Raw genomic sequence first — 19641 nt, 5'->3', positions numbered from 1 at the left:
GGTACCAGCCGCCCGCGGCTTCCCTTGCTCATTCCCGGCCGAGCAGCTGCCGCAGACCCTCCAGCCCGGCCACCGTGGCGAGGGTCGTGCCCACGGTCCAGGCGGCCAGGCTCGCGGTCATCCACCAGATTGTGGCACGGCGCTCCGCATGCAGGGCCAGGGCCATCACCGCCGCCAGGTGAATGCCCGTGACCAGCGGTCCGAGCAGTGCCAGGCCCGGCAGCCCCCAACGGGTCCAGACGCGCACCGCCCGGCGGTTCCAGCGCCGCCGCACCGGGCCCCTGCGCCGCTCCCACCAGCGAAACAGGACCACGATGGCCAGTACCGGCAGTCCGTTGCCCACGAAACTCAGTAGGGCTACCGGCACGGGCGCCAGCCCGGCGCCGATGGCGACGGGGATCACGATCAGGATCTCGATCCAGGGCGTGGCGGCGGCCAGGAAGACCAGTGTGTAGTGCCAGAGCAGATCCACGGCGAACGGTCACGATGCAGGGAGCAGGTCGCAGATCGTAGCAGGAGCTGACAGGGCGTGCCCGGGAGGGCGAGGAGGGTGAATGGCGCGCCCGAGAGGGCGAGGCGAGTGATCTGCGCGAAGCACCGCTTCGCACGAGCCGAGCGCCGCGAGGCTGTGCCGAGGGGCCGGCAATCCGACCGGAAGCGACACGAACGTGAGTGAATGGCGCGCCCGAGAGGATTCGAACCTCTGACCTCTGCCTCCGGAGGGCAGCGCTCTATCCAGCTGAGCTACGGGCGCATCGGGCGCATGATACCAGCTTCGGGTGCGGGGATAGAATATGTTCCGGCCCTGGCGAAGCGAATGCGGCGGGCCGGGTTGCCGCCCCGCCCCGTAGGAGCCCGGTCCCCCGGGCGATCGGTCGGAACGCCGGAGGGCCGATCGCCCGGTGCCCCGGGCTCCTACGGGGGGTTGCTCAAACGCGTGTATCGCCGCCGCGACGGGCGGCGGGGAGGTCTGCCGGTCAGAAATCCACCTTGAGGCTGGCCCACAGGTTGCGGCCGGGCTCGTTGACCCGGGTGGTCTGCTCGAAGCCCGGCACGGCGAAACCGGCGCGGCTGATGTGTTCCGCGTAGGTCTCGTCGAACAGGTTGTCGATGCCGGCGGCGAGCAGCATGTTGGGGCGCAGCCTGTAGCTGCCATTGATGGAGACCACGGTGAAGCCGTCGGTCTCGTCGATGTCCTGGCCGACGATGTTGCCGGCGCCCACATCCACCCGGTTCTGGTCGGCTACGACGCGCACCAGGGCGCCAAGGGACCAGGCACCGGTGGTGTACTCGGCCCCCAGACGCACCTCCAGCGGCGGGATCTGCGCCAGCGGCACGTTGTCCGTGTCGTTCTCGCCACGTACGTATGCCAGCGTGCCGTCCAGCTTCCAGGGTCCGGAGGACCAGGCGAGCCCCGCCTCCGCGCCCCAGGTGCTGGCGTCGATGTTGCGGCTGACCATGGTGCCCTCCTTGCCCGGGAACCGCGTGTCGATGAGGATGAAGTCATCGATGCGGTTGATGAAGCCCGATACGGATGTGTGCCACGGGCCCGAGGCGTGGATCAGCCCCACGTCGATCTGGGTGGTGTGTTCGGGGCGGGTGTGGAAGGCGCTGCCGGTGGTCTCGCTCTCGCGGCCCTGGGAGATCAGCTCCCAGTAGTCGGGGAAGCGCTGCACGTGGCCGAGCCCGGCGTACAGCAGCGTGGCTGTGCCGAGATCATGCTCCTGGCGCACAAAGCCGCCGGTCAGCGTCTTGTCGCGCGTCTCGCCCGCCGTGGGGCCGGAGCGGCGCCGGTCCTCCGCTTCCCACCAGTCCACGCGCAGACCGCCGATGATGCGGTTGCGCGCGTTCAGGTCATGCTCCACCTCGCCGAACAGCCCCGTCTGGGAGAAGCGGGCATCCTCCATCCGGGGTTTGAGCTGGTAGGGATCCATGTCCTGGTTCTGGCTGCTGCGCGCGGAGTGGACGTCGCGGCGGTGATCCACGCCGATGGTCGCCAGGGTGGCCCCGCCGGGCAACAGCTCGGCGGTCATGCGCAGGCCCGTGGTTTCGCGATCGGGATTGCCCACGCGCTTGTTGGCCATCATGCCCATCGGAGGCAGGGAGCGCATCGAATAGTTGTCCATGACGTGGTCCACGTAGTTGTAGTAGACCTGTCCCTCCACCTTGTCGATCAGCGCCGAGAGATTGCGCCGTTCGGCCTTGAGGCCCCAGTTGGTGCGCTCGAACAGGGTGCCGTCCATCATGCGATCGGCGTAGGCTGCCTCCCCGTCGCTGCGGGCGGTGGACAGCTCGATCAGGGTGTCCGCGTCGGGGGTCCAGCCCACGGCCAGGTCCGCGCTCCAGCGGGTGTAGCGGGAGTGGACCCTGGTGCCGTCGCCGTCCCGGTAGTCGTTCATGTCGGAGCGGGTCGCGCCCCCGCGCACATAGTAGGACTCGTCGCCGGCGCTGAGGCCGAGGACCTGGTCGTTTCGCCCGAAGCTGCCCAGGAGGGCACTGCCGTAGCCCTCCCGGCCCGGCTCGTCGAAACGCGGCGGATCACGCTCGAACAGCACCGTGGCGGCGGAGTTGCCGGGGCCGTGCAGCACCGTCTGCGGGCCCTTGATGACGGTCACCCGGTCGTAGGATTCGGGGTAGACATAGGCGGTGGGTGGGTCCATGCGCCCGCCGCAGCCGCCGAAGATGTGCTCGCCGTCCAGCACGATGTTAAGGCGTGAGGCGGCCATGCCGCGAAACACCGGGTCGCCGTCGGTGCCCCCCTTGCGGATGACGTTGAAGCCGGGGATGGTCTTGAGATAGTCCGCACCGTCGTGGGCCGGCAGCGGCTGGCGCGGGGCCTTCGGATCGGTGATCACGGTGAGCGGGTCCGCCATCTGCGGCGCGGTGATGATGACCTGCTCCAGGGTGGTCCCCTGGGCCAGGGCCATGGCGGGCAGCAGGGCGGATAGCGGCGCGACACGCCGCACGAATCTGATAGTTGTCATTATTGGCGAACTCCCAGGAGGTTAATGAGCCGGATAACGTGATCGCCAAGCAAGCCCGGTGCCAGAGCCGGTAGCGTTCGTCGGTTCAATGGCTTGGCGTCAGAGGGGGGGCGCGGCGGCCGGTGTGGGTGCGGCATTGGACACACCCGCATTGTCATTTGGCACGATCGCTGCCCGAGTGGTCTCGACCGGTTCGATGCCCTATAATCCGCGCCTGCTGCCGAGGCAGAAGACCCATGCGATCTGCAGGAGCGGCGGGATCGTGCCGATGGGAGTCAACGCACTTACGCTAGAAGCGGGAGGAAACTGTGGCGTCCCAAGAAGACAAAGATTTCATGACCCGGTTCGTGGTGGTACTGAGCGTACTGGTCCTGCTTGCGGCCGTATTCTTCCTGGCTGCCCGGCTGGTGTCCGTGGCGCAGCGCACGGCCCTGCCGGACGACCTCGCCGCCGCCGCGCAGGCCCGCGTGGAGGAGCGTATCCGGCCTATCGGGCGGGTGGCCACAGCCGACGATGTCGAAGAAGACGCGCCGGAGAACGGTGAGCCCGCGCGCCGCTCGGCATCGGATATCTACCGCGCCGTGTGTGCCGCTTGCCACGATACGGGTGCCGCGGAAGCCCCCCTCAAGGGTGACGAGGGCATCTGGGCGGATCGCCTGGGTCAGGGGCTGGATACGGTGGTTCAGCACGCCATCGAGGGTATCGGCGCCATGCCGGCACGGGGCGGCGCCAGCCTCAGTGACGAGGAAGTGCGCGCCGCGGTGGTCTACCTGCTGGAAGAGAGCGGGCAGACCGTGGACAACGGGGCGCCCGAGGCCGTTGCGGAGGCCGACGCCGAAGCGGAGCCGGATGTCCCCGCAGAGCCGGAGGCCGAGGCTGTGGCTGGTGACCCCACCGCCGGTCAGGCCAAGTTTGCCACCTGCATCGCCTGCCACGGGGCACAGGGCCAGGGTATGGGGATCTTCCCCAAGCTGGCCGGTCATACCGCCGAGGAGATCGTGGACCTGCTCACGAGATACCGCGCCGGCGAGACCGTGGGTCCAAACACGCCGCTGATGGCCCCGCAGGCCGTGACCCTGTCCGACGAGGACATCGCCAACCTGGCCGCTTATATCGAAACCCTTTAAGGGTTTCGATCAGTCCACCTGAAAGGCAGTGGCAAGTGGCAAGTCTCAAGTGGCAAGGGCCCCCTCCCCAACCCTCCCCCGCAAGCGGGGGAGGGGGCTTTACTCCCTCTCCCTCAGGGAGAGGGCCGGGGTGAGGGTGGGTTCCCTTGCCACTTGAGACTTGCCACTTGCCACTGCCTTCAAGCCACTGCTTTACAACCGCCATCGATCCAGCACCCGGTAGCTGAGGGATTCGGCGAGGTGCGCCGGGGAGATGTGTTCACTTTCCGCCAGATCGGCGATGGTGCGCGCCACGCGCAGGATGCGGTGGGCGGAGCGGGCGGACAGCCTGAACCGGTCCATGGCCTGCTCGAGTGTCTGCCGGGTGGTGCCATCCAGCGCGCAGTGGCGATGGATGTCCTGTCCGTCCAGCCTGGCGTTGACACATCCCTGGCGTTCCATCTGCAGTTCGCGGCATTCCCGCACGCGCCCGCGCACGGTGGTGCTGTCCTCGGGGGGCGGACCGTGGTCCTCGAACAGCGCGCCCCTGGGCAGCCGCGGCACCTGCACGGAGAGGTCGATACGGTCGAGCAGGGGTGCTGAAAGCCGGGCCCGCTGGCGCCGGTGCTGCTCGGCGCTGCACCGGCAGTTTTCCGCCAGGTCGCAGTCATAGCCCTGGGGACACGGGTTCATGGCGGCCACCAACTGGAACCGCGCCGGAAACTCCGCCTGACGGGCGGCCCGGGAGATGGTGATGCGGCCGCTCTCCAGCGGCTCGCGCAGCACGTCCAGCACCCGGCGGTCGAACTCCGCCAGCTCATCCAGAAACAGCACTCCGTTGTGGGCCAGGGACACCTCGCCGGGCCGCGGGTAGGAACCGCCGCCCACCAGTGCCACACCGGAGGCGGTGTGGTGCGGCGCGCGAAACGGCCGCTGGCGCCAGCGCTCTACGTCCAGAGGTTGTCCGCTCACCGCGTGAACCGCGGCCGTGACGAGGGCCTCGTCGTCGTCCATGTCGGGCAACAGGCCCGGCAGGCGGCTGGCGAGCATGGTCTTGCCGGTGCCGGGCGGGCCGATCATGAGCAGGTGATGGGCGCCGGCCGCTGCGAGTTCCAGGACGCGCCTTGCCTGGGGCTGGCCCCTGACCTCCGCCATGTCCGGTCCGGCCGGGGAGATCCGGCAGGGTTGCGGTTCGGGGTGTCCGGCCAGGGGCTCCACGCCGCGCAGGTGGGCGCAGACGGCCAGCAGTTGGTCGGCGGCCAGCACGCGGCACCCCCGGGCAAGCGCGGCCTCGTCGGCGTCCGCCTGTGCCACCACCAGGCTCCGGCCCGCCGCCCGGGCGGCCAGGGCCGCCGGCAGTACGCCGCGCACCGGGCGCAGTTCGCCGTTCAGGCCCAGTTCGCCCAGGAACTCGTGACCCTCCAGGGCCTGGACGGGCAACTGCGCTGAGGCCGCCAGCAGGCCCAGTGCGATGCCCAGGTCGAAGCGTCCGCCGTCCTTGGGCAGGTCCGCCGGGGCGAGGTTGACGGTGATGCGCCGTGCGGGAAACTCGAAGCCGCTGGTGATCAGGGCGGCGCGTACCCGCTCGCGGCTCTCGCGCACGGCGGCTTCGGGAAGACCGACGATGGCGAAGGCGGGCAGGCCGTTGGCCAGATGCACCTCGATTTGTACCGGCGGGGCGTCGATGCCCGAGAGTGCCCGGGCATGCACGATGGCCAGGTTCATGGATCCGTCCACTGGGGTTCGTCCTTGGGTAGTTACAGGGTAGCCGCGCGCGGCGGGGGGCTCAAGGGCGGGAAGGGGGGTGAGGCGATAGGTGGTAGGCGTAAGGCGTAAGGCGTAAGGCGATAGGCGATAGGCGTAAGACCAGCCTCATCCTTCAACCTGAGTCTGTAATTCTTTTTGTGTAACTGCCTATCCCTGAGTGGCCCGGATTCGCTCGCCATGTTCGATTTCGAATCGATGCATGGCGGCCTTCCAGTTCTGGATGGGCCGGGTCCAGCGCTTTGAGGCGCTCTGCACGGCCAAGAATACCACCTTCATCGCCGAGGCATCGCTGGGGAAGACACGCCGGTTCTTGGTGGCCTTGCGGATGACGCTGTTGAGCGATTCGATGGCGTTGGTGGTGTAGGTCACCTTGCGGATCTCGGGCGGATAATCAAACAGCGGGATCACCTGTGCCCAGTGCCGGCGCCAGATCGGCCCAATGCTGGGATAGCGCTCGCCCCAGACGGCCTCAAAGGCAGCAAGCTGCGCCTCGGCCTGCTCGGCGCTCGCGCTGTGGTAGATCTGGCGCAGGTCCCGGCACACCGCCTTGCGCTCCTTCCAGGAGACGTAGCGCACGCTGTTTCTCACCATGTGCACCATGCACAGCTGCACCCGCGCATGGGGGAAGGCCGCCTCGATGGCATCGGGGAAGCCGCTCAGCCCGTCCACGCAGGCGATGAAGATCTCCTTGACCCCCCGGTTCTGAAGCTCGGTGAGCACCGAGAGCCAGAACTTCGCCCCCTCGGTTTCGGCCAGCCACAGCCCCAGCAACTCCTTCTCGCCCTCGGTGTTGATGCCCAGCGCCAGGTACATCGATTTATTCACCATGCGCCGGTCCTGGCGCACCTTGAGCACCACACAATCCAGAAAAACAATGGGATAGACCTCGTCGAGCACCCGGTTCTGCCAGGCCTCAACCTGCTCGATCACCGCCTCGGTGACCCGCGAGACCAGGTTCGCAGACACTTGCGCCCCGTACATCTGCTCAAAGGCCGAGACAATGTCGCGCGTGCTCATGCCCCGGGCATAGAGCGCCAGGATCTGATCATCAAACTGTGTCAGCCGCGTCTGGCCCTTGCCCACCAGCCGCGGCTCGAAGCTGCCGTTGCGATCCCGGGGCGTGGCAATCTCGACCTCCCCGTGACTGCCCTTGAGCGTCTTGCGGCTGAATCCGTTGCGACTGTTGCCGCTGTGGTGCCCAGCCGGGTCGTGCTTGGCATAGCCCAGGTGCGCCTCCATCTCCGCGCCCAGCGCGGTTTCCACCACCAGCTTCATCAGCTCAGCGCTGAAATCACTGAGATCCTTCTCCGTCTTGATCCCCTTGGCCAGGCGCGCCGCCAACTCCTTCTTCTCTTGTTCTTGCATCTGCTTGCCTCCCGTTTCAGCTACCATAAACAGAAACAAGCAGTTACACAGATTTAATTACAGTCCCTTCAACCTTCATCCTTCCCCCTTCCCCCTTCCCCCTTCACTCCTCCGCCACCTTCACCAGCATCACCCCGTTGCGCTCGAAAAGCACCTCGTAATCGACACCAGGGTCCAGCCGGTTGAAGCGGGTTACCGCCACTTCCCCGGGCCGGGGCTCGCGGCGTTCCACGTGCCGATCGGCGTAGACATTGAAGCTGGGGTTGTTCAGGCCCCACATGACCACCGTTTCGGGCCTGTCCCGCGCGGCCATGCCCGCATCGCGAACGGGCCCCTGCTGCACAGCGGCTACGGTCGGCAGCAGCAGGCCCGTCACGCCCACCGTGACCAGCACGCCCAGCGCGATCATGCGCCAGGCGGTGTGAATGCGCCGCTCGAACATGAACCACAGGCTGACGGCAAGGGCGATGCCGAAGCCGCCGTACCAGAGCACTCCGAAGTGCCGGTCCACGTCGGTGAGCAGGGCGACGGTGAACGGATCGCGCACCGTGGGCTTGATCGCGGCGACGATGGCCGGGAAGGCCAGCATGAAGGCGAAGAACAGCGCCGCCGGCAGTGCCGACCAGAATGCGGATCGCATCCGGGGCAGTTCCAGGGCCATGAGGATGAACAGCGGCGTCATGCCGTAGAGCAGGTAGTGGGGCAGCTTGGTGGCTGCCAGGGAGAAGAGCACGAATGTGAAGCCGAACCAGATGAGCAGGAAGAGCGCCAGGTCGTCGCGCAGTTGCCCGCGCGCGCGCCACAGGGCGGCGATCAGAATCGCAGTCCACGGCAGGGTGCCGATCAGCAGTACGGGCAGGTAATAGAAGATCGGTCCGCTGTGGCCCTCCATGGGTTCCCGGAAGCGGCCCAGGTTGTGTTCCAGCAGAAAACCCAGCAGAAAACCGGGGCCCTCCCGGACCGTGATCGCCAGATACCAGGGCAGCACGATGAGCAGAAACAGGGCAATGCCCGGCGGGTTGAACACGGCGCGCAGCCAGTCGCGAATGCGCCCCTTGAATGCGAAGAACAGCAGGCTCGTGACAAACGGGATGGCCACGGCGACCGGGCCCTTGGTGAGAAAGCCGAGGCCCATGCACAGGAAGGCCGCGTAGATCCATCGCCGCCGTCCGTCATGGTAGTGCAGATAGATGGAGAACAGGCTCGCGGCAATCATGAGATTGAGCAGCGCGTCGGCGATGGCCGCCTTGCCGATGACGCCGACCTCGAGCGTGGTGGCGCCGATGATCGCCGCCAGCAGTCCGGTGCGCCGGTCGCATACGCGGGCCGCGAACGCGTAGAGCGCGAGCATCCAGCCCGTGGCGGCCAGCGCCGAGGGCAGGCGCAGGGCAAACTCGTTCAGCCCGAACAGGCTGACCGAGGCCGCCTGTAGCCAGTAGATGAGGATGGGCTTATCATAACGCGGCTCGCCATACAGGTAGGTGGCGATGTAGTCTCCCCGCGCCAGCATGTCGCGGGTCGCCTCGCTGAATGCGCCCTCGTCCAGGTCGAACAGCGGGAAACCGTGCAGATTGAAAAAGAACGCGGCAAACACCGCGACGCCCAGCGCCACGCCGAGCCAACGCTCCGGGACTGTCCGCAGGCCGTGCCCGCCGGGATCTGTGTGGGTCATGCCGGGGCCTTTCTGGAAAGTGGCACAGTCTAACCGTCCGCACCGGCCCCCACCAGTGCGGCGCGCCTATCGCCATGCCGAACCTGCGATCACTGCTTTCCGCCGTCATCTTCATAGCCTTCGTGGTGTTCGTGGAGGCCTGGTTCGGTTGGCGCGCGCTGCTGTCGCCGTGGCGAGATGTGGCGCTCCCGGGGGTTGCCGCCGCCGTGGCGCTGACCCTGTTCACCTACTGGCTGCGCGCGCTGCGCGTCTACGACTATTATCGCCACGGGATGCGGGGGCGCTTTCTCGTCTGCCTGCGCCTCACGCTGGTTCACAATCTGCTCAATAATCTGCTGCCCATGCGCACCGGGGAGTTAAGTTTTCCCGTACTGATGGCGCGCCACTTCCAGGTGCCGCCCACCCATTCGGTACCCGTGCTGCTCTGGTTCCGGCTCATGGATCTGCACACCCTGGGTCTGTTCGCCTGGGTTGCGGCGGGCGCGTCCCTGCTGGGGCCATGGGCGGCCCTGTCCGGCGCCGCCGTGTGGCTCGCCCTGCTGCCCGTGGCGCAACGGCTCGCGCCGCGGCTTCGCGACCGGCTTGGGGACCCGCAGGGGGGGCGCGTGCGCGCGCTCCTGTACCGGGCCTTCGATGCGCTGCCCGATTCCCCCCGCACGTTCTGGCGCGCCTGGGCCTGGACGTTCGCCAACTGGCTCCTGAAACTGGCGGTATTCGTCTGGGTGCTCGGGTTGTTCCTGGAGGTCCCGGGTGCTGCGGCATGGCTGGCGGTGATTGCCGGCGATCTCACCAGCGTGCTGCCCGTCCACGGTGTGGCCGGGGCCGGCACCTATGAAGCCGGCGTGGTGGCCGCACTGCTGCCCTTTGGCGTGACCGCCGATGCCGCCCTGGCCGCGGCCGTGAACCTGCACCTGTTCCTGCTGGGCTCGGCGGTGTTCGGTGGCCTGCTGACTTTCACCCTGCCGGGCGGGCGCGATGCCCTCCAAAACGGCTAGAATGCATGCCCATGAGTGCGACCGACACGCCCGCGATGAACGAGATGCCCCGGCCGCCGGGGACGGCCGCCGGCCTGAGTCTTTCGCTGGTGGTGCCCATGTACAACGAGGAGGAGAACGTCGCGCCCATGCTGGCGCGGATCCACGAGGTGCTGGGCGACTATCCCCATCCCTGGGAGATTGTCCTCGTGGACGACGGAAGCGCGGATGCCACCAACGAACGTATGCGCGCCCAGCGCGAGCGTTTCGGGCCTCACGTGCGGGTGCTCACCCTGCAGCGCAACTTCGGCCAGACCGCCGCCATGCAGGCGGGCATCGACTGCGCCCGGGGCAGCGTGGTGGCGCTGCTCGATGGCGATCTGCAGAACGACCCGGCCGACATCCCCGACATGGTGCAGCGCCTGATCGACGAGGACCTGGACATGGTGGCGGGCTGGCGCAAGAACCGCCAGGATGACTTCTGGCGGCGCAAGATCCCGTCACGCATCGCCAACAGGCTGATCCGGTCCATTACGGGTGTGAACCTGCACGATTACGGCTGCAGCCTGAAGGTGTTTCGCGCCCACGTCCTCAAGGGGGTGCGCCTGTACGGGGAGATGCACCGGTTCATCCCGGCCTGGTTCGCCACCCAGACCTCCCCCCGGCGGATACGCGAACACGTGGTGCAGCACCATGCCCGCGCGCACGGTACGTCCAAGTACGGCATTTCCCGCACCTTCCGCGTGATCCTTGACCTGCTGTCGGTCTATTTCTTCATGCGCTTCAAGGCGCGGCCCGGCCATTTCTTCGGTTCCATCGGCCTGGTGTTCGGCGCCATCGGTTCCGTGATCCTGGGTTACCTGTTCGTGATCAAGGTCTTCATGGGCTCGGACATCGGTACCCGTCCGTTGCTGTTTGTGGGCGTGATGTGCATGCTGGTCTCGGTGCAGCTGATTACCACCGGGGTACTGAGCGAGCTGATGACGCGCACCTATTTCGAATCGGGGCAGCAGCGCTCCTACGTGGTGCGCCCGGGCGACCCGGGGGAAGGCGACGAGGCGCAGTGGTATCGGCGCGACGCCTGAGGCGTTGCGGCCCTGCCGAAGCGCCACCCCACCGCGACAGGCGGGATCAGGGCGGACCGGGGGACGCATGCGCCGGCGGCGTATACCGGTGATGGATGTAAAAAAGCAGACACCGGAGTGTCTGCTTTCGTCGTCAAGGGAAGACCCGACTTCCGCTAGCGCGGCGTGTCGCGCCCGTAGTTCTCGGTCAGGTAATCCACGATCTGCTCGCGTTGCTCGTCTGTGAGCCAGGTCATGCCGTAGTCCTCCATGTCGTCGAGAACCCATTCCCAGTCATGGCGGGCCAGGCGCTGGGTCATGGGCAGCTCGATGGAGTGACAGGCCGCGCAGTGCACTTCGAAAAGCTGTTTCGGGGTCATCTCGTCCGCCCGGGCGTCGGTCGTCAGGGCGCCCTGCGAAACGGGAAGGCCCACCAGCCATGCGGTCAGCAGCGCGGGGGCGGTCAGCCACAGGGAGAGACGGTGTCGCTTGAACATCTTGTTCCTTCCTCGTCGGGATTGTTGTCGTTGACAGAGAAAGCGGCGGCCCGATGACCGGACCGCCGCTTCTCGTGCCTGAGGTTTTTCTGCCTTCAGGCCTGGATCACCACCGGCACGCGGTGCACCTTGTGGCCGAGATAACCCCGGGGATTCCAGCCCTCGATGATGGGCTGGGTGTTGCCTTCGTCGTCCACGGCCCGGGCCCAGATCTCGTAGTAGCCCTTTCCGTCGAACTTCAGGTCGGTCTCCCACTGCTGCCAGGAATATTTGTTGTGGGGGCTGCCGAGCTTGGCCTTATTCCAGTTCAGGCCGAAGTCGGTGGACACCCACATCTCCTTGACATCGTTCTCGCCGGCCCAGGCGTGGCCGGTGACCTTGATGGTCTCACCGACCTTGAACTCGCTGTCCTCGGCAGGCCCCGTGATCAGTGACTTAACCACCCAGGAAGTGGCCACCACCATATCCTCCTCGGGCGGGCGATCCCCGGGGCGCACGGGATATCTGGGCATGCGATAGGAGTAACCGGTCATACCACGACCGTCATGCTCGCGATCCCGAACCACGACTTTGTTGAGCCACTTATGGGAGCAGCTGCCCACCCAGCCTGGTACCACCAGACGGACGGGATAGCCGTGAGCAGCGGGGATGTCGTGACCGTTCATCTGGAAGGCAACCAGGGTGTGCGGCTCCATCGCCTTCTCGATGGGGATGCCCCTGGAGAAACGGGGGCGGTCGCCCAGGATCGGCTCTTCACCATAGTGAGCGGTGTACACGGCGGTGTCCTTGAGTCCAGCGGCCTTCAGTAATTCGGCCAGGGGTACACCGGTCCACTCGGCATTACCGATGGCGCCATACTTCCACTGGTTGCCCCGAGGAGAGGGATCGAAACGGGCACGACCGTTGCCGCCGCACTCGATGGGTACGCGATAAGAGACCGTGCGCATGCCCTTCAGGTCGTCCAGGCTGAAGGAGACCGTGTTGTGTACCTCCCCCTCGATCTCCAGCTTCCAGCCCTGGGGGTCCTTGCGCATGGCCCGATCGGAGATCATGTCGTTGTTGCGAATGAAGTGGCGCTTGGCGGGGGTGACCGCGTCGGCCAGCAGGTGCGGCGGGGTCTCCGCGTTCATGGGACGTTCGTTGTAGACGATCAGGCCTTCCTTGCCGGCGTCGGCAATCATGTGCCTGGCCTGCTCGTCGGTGATATCGGCCCCCGTGTTCGCCCAGGCGGCGGGGATCATGCCGCGGCCGAACAGACCCTGCAGGGCCGCCTCGGTGCCGGCGCCGAAGCCGAGCAGGGCAAGGGCGGCGCCCCCCTTGCCCACCTGGCCGAAGAACTGGCGACGGGACGATACCTCGTCGAAGATTTCCAGGTCCTGAGGGCTCGCGCCATGATCGCGGGTATAGCCCCGCAGCCATTCCCAGGTGCCGTTATCCGTTTTTTTCATGTTCCTACCCCTCCAGCATCGTTATCGATGTGTCACGCGAAAGGTGAATCGGGCGCCGGCAACGGTCGCCCGGATGTTCGCGTCTCAGGTGCTCAAGCACAACGTGGCAGGCCGAAGAACTTAGACAGATTCTAAATTCCCGACCCTATCCTCATAGTCCTTCCTTGGACCCTGTCAAGGAAGATGCGGGGTTGGCGGGGTTTATTCCCCGGGCGGAGGCTTTCCCTGTGATCCCCTGGCGCGCGCGGCCCAGAGCGCCTGCTCCAGGGCGACAACGCGGGCCTCCAGTTCCTGCAGCCGCTCCCGGCTGCGGGCCAGGAGTTTCGCCTGCACCTCGTACTCCTCCCGCGTGACCAGATCCATGCGCTGCAGGGCACCGGCGAGCCCCGCCTTGAGGTTCTTCTCCACGTCCTCCTGAACGTGACGGACCGACGCCGGCATCATCTCCGCCAGGCGCCGGACCAGGTCATCGAGGGGCTGGGTTGTGGTGGGCATGGGGATCCTCCCTGGCTGCGGTTCGACGGGGTGTCTTGGGTTCGATTCATTGTGCCCCCGACCCGGTGCCCCAGACCAGCCGGTCGCGCGCACGGATATGGTGCAAATCCGTGCGCAGGGCGCTCTCCATTGGTGCGCCATCCGTCCGGTCTCTGCCGGCTTCCCCATAACCATTTGTATGCAAAGCGAAAAAAGTTGTGGCACACGCTGTGCATCAGTGAAGCCGGCAACGTCTGATTGCATACCGAGAATCCCGAATCCAGGAGAGCAACACGATGAACAACCGCATCAAGAAGACCCTGCTGGCCTCCGCCCTTTCCGGCGCGCTGATGGTGGGAGGGCTCACCGGCGGCACCGCCATGGCCGAGGTGAGCGCGAACATCGGCCTCACCAGCAACTACCTCTTCCGTGGCGTCAGCGAATCCGACGATGACGCTGCCATCTCCGGCGGGCTCGACTACGAGCACGAATCCGGATTCTACGTCGGCACCTGGATGTCGAGTCTCGGCGGCGGCGGCGACTACGAACTCGACCTCTACCTGGGCTTCTCCGGCGAGGCGGGCGACATCGGCTACGACGTGGGCTACATCGCCTACACCTATCCGCGCAGCGATGATGCCGACTTCGGCGAGCTCTACGGCGAGTTGAGCTTCATGAACTTCTACGGAAGCCTCGCCTACGTGACCAACGCCGATGACGGCGATTTCGAGGGCACGATCTCCTATGAGCTTGGCGCCGAGTTCGATGTGGCCAGCGACATGACCGCCGGCGCCCGCATCGGCCACGTGGCTTTCGACGACAGCGCCGCCGAGGACTACACCTGGTACGGCATCTTTCTGACCAAGAGCGATTTCGAGATCGGTATCGTCCGGAACGACCTCACGGATGACGATGATCTGCGCGCCTACGTCTCCTACACCATGTCGTTCTGAAGCAGCGGGAAACACCATTTCATGGGGGCGGTCCCCGCCTGAGCGGGCCCGCTTCCCGGGAGAGGACTCACATGAAACTAGTCACTGCAATCATCAAGCCGTTCAAGCTCGACGATGTGCGCGAAGCCCTCTCGGAGATCGGGGTGCAGGGCATCACGGTCACGGAGGTCAAGGGCTTCGGCCGGCAGAAAGGGCATACGGAACTCTATCGGGGCGCCGAGTACGTGGTGGATTTTCTGCCCAAGGTGAAGCTCGAGGTGGCCGTGGACGACGCCATGGCGGATCAGGTCATCGAGGCCATCACCAAGGCCGCCAACACCGGCAAGATCGGCGACGGCAAGATCTTCGTGTTTCCGCTGGAACAGGCGATCCGCATCCGTACCGGCGAGAGCGGCACCGACGCCCTCTAAATCACAAAGCTGACAAGCGTTAGCGGAGGACACACAAGTGGAAAGTCAAGTCATTGAAGTTGCCTACGCGCTCGATACCTTCTATTTCCTGGTATCCGGCGCGCTGGTCATGTGGATGGCCGCGGGTTTCTCCATGCTGGAGGCCGGTCTTGTCCGCAGCAAGAGCACGGTCGAGATTCTCACCAAGAACGTCGCGCTCTACTCGCTCGCCTGCATCATGTACATGTTCATCGGCTACAACATCATGTACGGCGACGGCCTGAACTCTGTCATTCCGGGACTCAGTTTCTTCATCGGCGGCGACAACACCGTCGAGGAAGTACTCGCCAGCGACGGCGAGATCTACTACTCCGGCATGTCCGATTTCTTCTTCCAGGTGGTGTTCGTGGCCACTGCCATGTCCATCGTCTCCGGTGCCGTGGCCGAGCGCATGAAGCTTTGGGCCTTCCTGGCCTTCGCGGTGTTCATGACCGGCGTCATCTATCCCTTCCAGGGCTACTGGAGCTGGGGCGAAGGCTGGCTGGACCAGATCGGTTACCTGGATTACGCCGGTTCCGGCATCGTGCACATGACCGGTGCCGTGGCGGCCCTTGCCGGTGTGTTGCTGCTCGGGGCGCGCAAGGGCAAGTACGGTCCCAGGGGTGAGGTCAATGCCATTCCCGGCTCAAACCTGCCGCTGGCGACGCTCGGTACCTTCATCCTGTGGATGGGCTGGTTCGGGTTCAACGGCGGATCCGAGTTGAAGGTCTCCGACATCGAGTCCGCCAACGCCGTGGCCCAGGTGTTCACCAACACCAACCTGGCCGCTACCGGCGGTGTGCTCGCCGCGCTGATCATCACCCGCCTCGTCTACGGCAAGACCGACCTCACCATGGGGCTCAACGGCGCCCTCGCGGGTCTGGTGTCCATTACCGCCGAACCGCTGATGCCTTCGCCGCTGCTGGCGGTGATCATCGGCGCCATCGGCGGTGCCATCGTGGTGTTCTCCATCATCGGTCTGGACAAGCTGCGGATCGACGACCCGGTGGGTGCCATCTCCGTGCACGGCACGGCCGGTATCTGGGGTGTGTTTGCGGTGCTGCTGTCCAACCCGGATGCCACCTTCATCAATCAGCTGATCGGCATCGTGGCGATCTTCGTGTTCGTGTTCGTGGCGAGCCTCATCGTCTGGGCGATCCTCAAGGCCCTGATGGGCATCCGGATCAGCGAGGACGAGGAATACCAGGGTGTGGACCAGTCCGAGTGCGGACTGGAGGCCTACCCGGAGTTCACCGTCAAATAGGGTTTACCGGGCCCGTTCGCGGGCCGCCAGCACCTCTCACACAAGGTGTGGTCTGTTGCGGGCGCTTCGGCGCCCGCTTTTTTGGAGTGAGGCACAGGATGGTTCAAGTGCCTCGATGGGACGCTGGACCGAAGGCGGTTGATGTCTGCTCACATGCCCATGGTGGCGTATCGAAGCGGTGTGATCGGGACACAAGGCCGGTGAGTCAGTGACCGGGTCGGAGGAACAGCCGGTCCTCCGCGTCCAGGCTGAAGAGCGGCATGTCGCGATGACGCTCCCGGTTGATCAGGTCCAACAGCCAGCGGGCGTCGTCCGTGTCGGCCCGGTGCAGCGTGAAGCGGGCCATGCGAAGCGGCGTCATCCAGAGGTCCAGGAGTGTTCCCGTGGACGGCGCAAGGCGCAGGAAGTACATGAGTGTCAGATCCGGTCGGAATTCCTCGTAGCCGCGGATGCCCTCGTAGTCGTTGATGAAGTCACCGCAGCCGTAGAGGATCGGCCGGCCCCGGTAGAGCTCCATGCCCCGCGGATGGTGGGAGGAGTGCCCGTGGACGAGGTCGGCGCCGGCGTCCACCAGGCGGTGCGCAAAGGCGCGGTGCCCCGCCGGAATCCGGTATCCCCAGTTGCCGCCCCAGTGGATGGAGACCACGGCGAGGTCACCGGGCCGCTTCTCCGACTCGATTCTTTCGGCCAGGGGTTCCGCGCCGCGCCCCGATGCCTTGCGCGCCAGCCACACGCCGGGCCGGCCGGTATCCGCCCTCCAGTCGGCCGGGATGCCGCTGTCCGAGAGACCGATGCTCCAGATGAGCACCCGCACGCCCGGAGCAGCTTTCAGGCACGCCGGTCGTGCCGCCGCCGGTCCGTCCTCCCCGGCACCGCAACGGGCGATCCCCAGTTCGTCCAGCACCCGGCAGGTCTCCCGGAGGCCTTCCCGGCCCCAATCGAGCACGTGATTGTTGGCCAGGGCGCAGCAGTTGATACGTGCCGCCTGCAGGCAGGGGGCGTTATCCGGATGCATGCGGTAGTGGATGCCCTTCCCGGGCCAGGGCGCGTCATGGCGGGTGATGCCGGTTTCCAGGTTGATGAGCCGCACCGCCGGATCGAAGCGCGCCAGTTCGTCCAGGGCGGCCCCCCAGATGCCGGCGAAGCCCAGGGGCCGGGCAAATGCGCCGCTGGCGGCTTCCGCCAGGGCCACATAGTCCCGGGCGTCCCGTACAAAGGATTCGTAGAGTTCGGGGCTGCCCGGGTGAGGCAATGCCTGATCGATGCCCCGCCCGGTCATGACGTCTCCGCAGACGAACAGGGTCACGGCGTCGTCCGGCATGTCGGACCTGCGGGCCCGAACCGCGTGCTCCATGGCAGATCTCCCGGCAGCGTGGATTCCATTTCAGTGTAGGCGGTGACACGCTTTCGGGAATTGGGAATCAGGAGGGGGTGGCGTGAAGGATGCGGAATGTGTCGCTTTTCTGCAGTGGGCGCTGCCCCGGCTGAAGCTGCGCTGGCCGGGTTTCCGGCGGGTGCGTAAACAGGCGTGCAAGCGCATACAGCGGCGCATGACTGCCCTGTCCTGTCCGGACGTGGCAGCCTATCGGTTGTATCTGGACGAACATCCCGGGGAGTGGGCCAGTCTGGACGCGTTCTGCCGTATCACCGTCACCCGGTTCTACCGCGACAGGCGGGTCTTCCAGACGCTCATGGACGATGTTCTGCCGGAACTGGCCCGGGCGGCGCTGGCGCGTTCCGACCGGACGCTTCGGGTCTGGTGTGCCGGATGCGGCTCCGGTGAGGAACCGTACACGCTGGCCATCGGATGGCAGCTCCAGCTCGCCCGACGATTCCCGGGCCTCGTCCTTGATATCCTCGCCACGGATGCCGATGACGACCTGCTGTCGCGGGCATCGGAAGGCTGTTATGCCTGGAGCGCCGTGCGCAACCTGCCGCCGGACTGGCTTGCCCGGGCCTTCCGGCTGCATGACGAGCGCTACTGTCTCAAGCCGGAGTTCAGGACAGCGGTCCGGTTCCGGTCCCACGACCTGCGTACGCCTCTGGACGAGGGATGTTTCGACCTGATCTGCTGCCGCAATCTGGCCTTCACCTATTTTGAGCACGACCTTCAGCTCCAGGCCGCTCAGGCGCTCCATGACCGCCTGCTGCCCGGTGGCGTGCTTGTGCTGGGCGTGCATGAACGGGTTCCGGAGGGCGGGCCGGGTTTCTCGGTCATCTCGGAACGGCTCGCCCTCTATCGCAAACCGTGAGCCGGTTGCGGGCGGGCGGGCGAAGACGGATATTGAAAGATGGTACGTCCGGTTTCGCCAGTCGCGCAGTGCCGGGAACCCGGAACACCGCCTGCGGCCGGAGGCACAGGTCATGGCAGAGATGATCCACATCGACGGCACCATGGGCGAGGGCGGCGGCCAGGTGCTGCGCGGTTCACTGACGCTCGCCCTGCTGTCCGGTCGTGCGGTCCGTCTCACCCGCATTCGTGCCCGCCGGGACCGGCCCGGACTGGGTTTTCAGCACCGCATGGCGGTGCATGCGGCGGCGCGTATCAGCAGTGCGCGGGTGGAGGGCGACCGGGTCGGCTCGCAGGACCTCGAGTTCGTCCCCGGCCCGGTGGTCCCCGGCGACTATCACTTCGATATCGGCACGGCCGGCAACACCTCCCTGGTGCTGCAGACCGTATTGCTGCCCCTGGCATTGGCGCGGGGCCCGTCGACCGTCGGCGTGACGGGCGGCACCCATGTGCCCCTGAGCCCGTGCTTTCACTACCTGGACTGGCACTGGCGGGTCATGCTCTCGCGCCTGGGCCTGAGTTTCGACCTCGGGATGATCACGGCCGGGTTCTATCCCCAGGGCGGCGGTGAGATCCATGCCGCGATTCCCGGTGGCGCACGCATCGACGCGCTGAATCTGTGCCACCGGGGGAGGCTGCTCGAAGTGCATGGCCTCTCCGCGGTGGCCAACCTGCCGGAGGAGATTGCCCAACGTCAGCGAGGCCGTGCACTTCGACGGTTGCGGGAGCTGGACTGTCCCGCGCGGATCGTGCTTGAAAGCATGCCCGCCCGTTCACAGGGGACGGTGCTGGTGTTGCTGGCCCGTTTCGAACACGGCCAGGCCTGCTTCTTTGCGCTCGGTGCGCGGGGGAAACGCGCGGAGCGGGTGGCCGACGAGGCCGTGGACGAACTGCTCGGCTTTCTGGCCACCGGCGGGGCCGTGGATCGCTGGCTTGCCGATCAGCTGCTGTTGCCCCTTGCGTGCGCCGGCGGGCCATCTGCATTCCGCACCAGTGAGGTGACCCTGCATCTGTTGACCCACGCGGAGGTGATCCGCCGCTTCCTGCCGGTGACGATCCGCATCGACGGCGAGCTGGGGGAGCCGGGCACGGTGCACGTGAAGCCGTGAAAACCGTGCCATGAAGCCGCTCTTTCATACCCGGCTTGTCAACGGCACTCGCGGAGGCCCCGCGCTGTATATCGACTTACAGTTCCGCCGCCGCGCCCTGATGTTCGATCTGGGGGACGTGAGCCGCCTGGAGCCCCGGCGCATCCCGCGCCTGAGCGATGTGTTCGTCTCCCATGCCCACATGGATCACTTCATTCCTCTGCCCGCCACACGGGCGACGAGGCCCGGATCCGGGCACAGGTGATG

17 protein-coding genes, 1 tRNA gene and 1 pseudogene are annotated in these 19641 nt (G+C 66.3%); 9 read left to right on the top strand and 10 right to left on the bottom strand.

Translation table 11 applies throughout. The features are described from left to right. Positions 1-28: 28 nt before the first annotated feature. From THITHI_RS0110335 to THITHI_RS0110325, 3 genes are all read right to left on the bottom strand, one after another. A complete protein-coding gene (locus THITHI_RS0110335) occupies positions 29-472 on the bottom strand; it encodes a small multi-drug export protein (protein ID WP_018233018.1) in 444 nt (147 codons plus the stop codon). Between the two features lie 205 nt (positions 473-677). Next, a tRNA-Arg gene (locus THITHI_RS0110330) sits at positions 678-754 on the bottom strand. Positions 755-977: 223 nt separating this feature from the next. Next, positions 978-2984, bottom strand: a complete 2007-nt coding sequence (locus THITHI_RS0110325; RefSeq protein WP_156820520.1) for a TonB-dependent copper receptor — start codon at positions 2982-2984, stop codon at positions 978-980. Positions 2985-3319: 335 nt separating this feature from the next. Between THITHI_RS0110325 and THITHI_RS0110320 the strand changes: the two genes are divergently transcribed. Further along, the gene (locus tag THITHI_RS0110320) at positions 3320-4111 is read left to right on the top strand and encodes a c-type cytochrome (protein WP_018233016.1); all 792 of its coding nucleotides are present in this window, start codon (positions 3320-3322) and stop codon (positions 4109-4111) included. Positions 4112-4303: 192 nt separating this feature from the next. Here the strand turns inward: THITHI_RS0110320 and THITHI_RS0110315 are convergent, their stop codons facing one another. The 3 genes from THITHI_RS0110315 to THITHI_RS0110305 form a co-directional block, all read right to left on the bottom strand. Further along, positions 4304-5815 carry a YifB family Mg chelatase-like AAA ATPase gene (locus tag THITHI_RS0110315; protein WP_026186252.1) on the bottom strand — a complete coding sequence of 504 codons (1512 nt, stop codon included), beginning with the start codon at positions 5813-5815 and terminating at the stop codon, positions 4304-4306. Positions 5816-6004: 189 nt separating this feature from the next. Then, positions 6005-7222 carry an IS256 family transposase gene (locus tag THITHI_RS0110310; protein ID WP_018231858.1) on the bottom strand — a complete coding sequence of 406 codons (1218 nt, stop codon included), beginning with the start codon at positions 7220-7222 and terminating at the stop codon, positions 6005-6007. A gap of 103 nt (positions 7223-7325) precedes the next feature. Beyond that, positions 7326-8894 (bottom strand): ArnT family glycosyltransferase, encoded by a 1569-nt coding sequence (locus THITHI_RS0110305; protein WP_026186251.1) that lies wholly within the window; start codon positions 8892-8894, stop codon positions 7326-7328. A 74-nt stretch (positions 8895-8968) separates the two neighbouring features. Between THITHI_RS0110305 and THITHI_RS0110300 the strand changes: the two genes are divergently transcribed. Both THITHI_RS0110300 and THITHI_RS0110295 read left to right on the top strand, forming a co-directional pair. After that, positions 8969-9889 (top strand): lysylphosphatidylglycerol synthase transmembrane domain-containing protein, encoded by a 921-nt coding sequence (locus THITHI_RS0110300; RefSeq protein ID WP_018233013.1) that lies wholly within the window; start codon positions 8969-8971, stop codon positions 9887-9889. A gap of 35 nt (positions 9890-9924) precedes the next feature. Beyond that, positions 9925-10953, top strand: coding sequence for a glycosyltransferase family 2 protein (locus THITHI_RS0110295; protein ID WP_018233012.1), 1029 nt, complete (start codon positions 9925-9927; stop codon positions 10951-10953). Between the two features lie 155 nt (positions 10954-11108). On the opposite strand, the gene THITHI_RS0110290 is transcribed toward THITHI_RS0110295, so the two are convergent. From THITHI_RS0110290 to THITHI_RS0110280, 3 genes are all read right to left on the bottom strand, one after another. Beyond that, complete coding sequence (locus THITHI_RS0110290) at positions 11109-11429, bottom strand: c-type cytochrome (protein WP_018233011.1); 321 nt, start codon at positions 11427-11429, stop codon at positions 11109-11111. 95 nt (positions 11430-11524) lie between these two features. Continuing rightward, positions 11525-12877: a sulfite oxidase gene (locus THITHI_RS0110285; protein ID WP_018233010.1), complete on the bottom strand. Its 1353-nt coding sequence runs from the start codon at positions 12875-12877 to the stop codon at positions 11525-11527. Between the two features lie 201 nt (positions 12878-13078). Next, complete coding sequence (locus THITHI_RS0110280) at positions 13079-13372, bottom strand: accessory factor UbiK family protein (protein ID WP_018233009.1); 294 nt, start codon at positions 13370-13372, stop codon at positions 13079-13081. 275 nt (positions 13373-13647) lie between these two features. On the opposite strand from THITHI_RS0110280, the gene THITHI_RS0110275 reads away from it, so the two are divergent. From THITHI_RS0110275 to THITHI_RS0110265, 3 genes are all read left to right on the top strand, one after another. Then, a complete protein-coding gene (locus THITHI_RS0110275) occupies positions 13648-14304 on the top strand; it encodes a TorF family putative porin (RefSeq protein WP_018233008.1) in 657 nt (218 codons plus the stop codon). A gap of 71 nt (positions 14305-14375) precedes the next feature. Beyond that, the gene (glnK, locus tag THITHI_RS0110270; protein WP_018233007.1) at positions 14376-14714 is read left to right on the top strand and encodes a P-II family nitrogen regulator; all 339 of its coding nucleotides are present in this window, start codon (positions 14376-14378) and stop codon (positions 14712-14714) included. Between the two features lie 37 nt (positions 14715-14751). Then, positions 14752-15996 (top strand): ammonium transporter, encoded by a 1245-nt coding sequence (locus tag THITHI_RS0110265; protein WP_018233006.1) that lies wholly within the window; start codon positions 14752-14754, stop codon positions 15994-15996. 205 nt (positions 15997-16201) lie between these two features. On the opposite strand, the gene THITHI_RS0110260 is transcribed toward THITHI_RS0110265, so the two are convergent. Further along, positions 16202-17350: a CapA family protein gene (locus THITHI_RS0110260; protein ID WP_018233005.1), complete on the bottom strand. Its 1149-nt coding sequence runs from the start codon at positions 17348-17350 to the stop codon at positions 16202-16204. Between the two features lie 82 nt (positions 17351-17432). Between THITHI_RS0110260 and THITHI_RS0110255 the strand changes: the two genes are divergently transcribed. The 3 genes and pseudogenes from THITHI_RS0110255 to THITHI_RS0110245 all read left to right on the top strand — a co-directional run. Continuing rightward, a complete protein-coding gene (locus THITHI_RS0110255) occupies positions 17433-18248 on the top strand; it encodes a CheR family methyltransferase (RefSeq protein ID WP_018233004.1) in 816 nt (271 codons plus the stop codon). A gap of 112 nt (positions 18249-18360) precedes the next feature. Continuing rightward, positions 18361-19395, top strand: coding sequence for an RNA 3'-terminal phosphate cyclase (gene rtcA / locus THITHI_RS0110250; protein ID WP_018233003.1), 1035 nt, complete (start codon positions 18361-18363; stop codon positions 19393-19395). A 10-nt stretch (positions 19396-19405) separates the two neighbouring features. Then, a pseudogene (locus THITHI_RS0110245) lies at positions 19406-19591 on the top strand (ribonuclease Z); the annotation flags it as partial. Between the last annotated feature and the right edge of the window lie 50 nt (positions 19592-19641).

The organism is Thioalkalivibrio thiocyanodenitrificans ARhD 1, assembly GCF_000378965.1.
GTDB classification, from domain to species: Bacteria; Pseudomonadota; Gammaproteobacteria; order Ectothiorhodospirales; family Ectothiorhodospiraceae; genus Thioalkalivibrio_A; species Thioalkalivibrio_A thiocyanodenitrificans.
The sequence above is the reverse complement of the archived record's forward strand: the minus strand, read 5'-3'. Positions and strand labels throughout refer to the sequence as shown.

Coding starts and splice junctions, on each gene's coding strand:
- THITHI_RS0110325 (WP_156820520.1), bottom strand. CDS start 2,984: ATGACAACTATCAGATTCGTGCGGCGTGTCGCGCCGCTATCCGCCCTG.
- THITHI_RS0110320 (WP_018233016.1), top strand. CDS start 3,320: ATGACCCGGTTCGTGGTGGTACTGAGCGTACTGGTCCTGCTTGCGGCC.
- THITHI_RS0110315 (WP_026186252.1), bottom strand. CDS start 5,815: ATGAACCTGGCCATCGTGCATGCCCGGGCACTCTCGGGCATCGACGCC.
- THITHI_RS0110310 (WP_018231858.1), bottom strand. CDS start 7,222: ATGCAAGAACAAGAGAAGAAGGAGTTGGCGGCGCGCCTGGCCAAGGGG.
- THITHI_RS0110305 (WP_026186251.1), bottom strand. CDS start 8,894: ATGACCCACACAGATCCCGGCGGGCACGGCCTGCGGACAGTCCCGGAG.
- THITHI_RS0110300 (WP_018233013.1), top strand. CDS start 8,969: ATGCCGAACCTGCGATCACTGCTTTCCGCCGTCATCTTCATAGCCTTC.
- THITHI_RS0110295 (WP_018233012.1), top strand. CDS start 9,925: ATGAACGAGATGCCCCGGCCGCCGGGGACGGCCGCCGGCCTGAGTCTT.
- THITHI_RS0110290 (WP_018233011.1), bottom strand. CDS start 11,429: ATGTTCAAGCGACACCGTCTCTCCCTGTGGCTGACCGCCCCCGCGCTG.
- THITHI_RS0110285 (WP_018233010.1), bottom strand. CDS start 12,877: ATGAAAAAAACGGATAACGGCACCTGGGAATGGCTGCGGGGCTATACC.
- THITHI_RS0110280 (WP_018233009.1), bottom strand. CDS start 13,372: ATGCCCACCACAACCCAGCCCCTCGATGACCTGGTCCGGCGCCTGGCG.
- THITHI_RS0110275 (WP_018233008.1), top strand. CDS start 13,648: ATGAACAACCGCATCAAGAAGACCCTGCTGGCCTCCGCCCTTTCCGGC.
- glnK (WP_018233007.1), top strand. CDS start 14,376: ATGAAACTAGTCACTGCAATCATCAAGCCGTTCAAGCTCGACGATGTG.
- THITHI_RS0110260 (WP_018233005.1), bottom strand. CDS start 17,350: ATGGAGCACGCGGTTCGGGCCCGCAGGTCCGACATGCCGGACGACGCC.
- rtcA (WP_018233003.1), top strand. CDS start 18,361: ATGGCAGAGATGATCCACATCGACGGCACCATGGGCGAGGGCGGCGGC.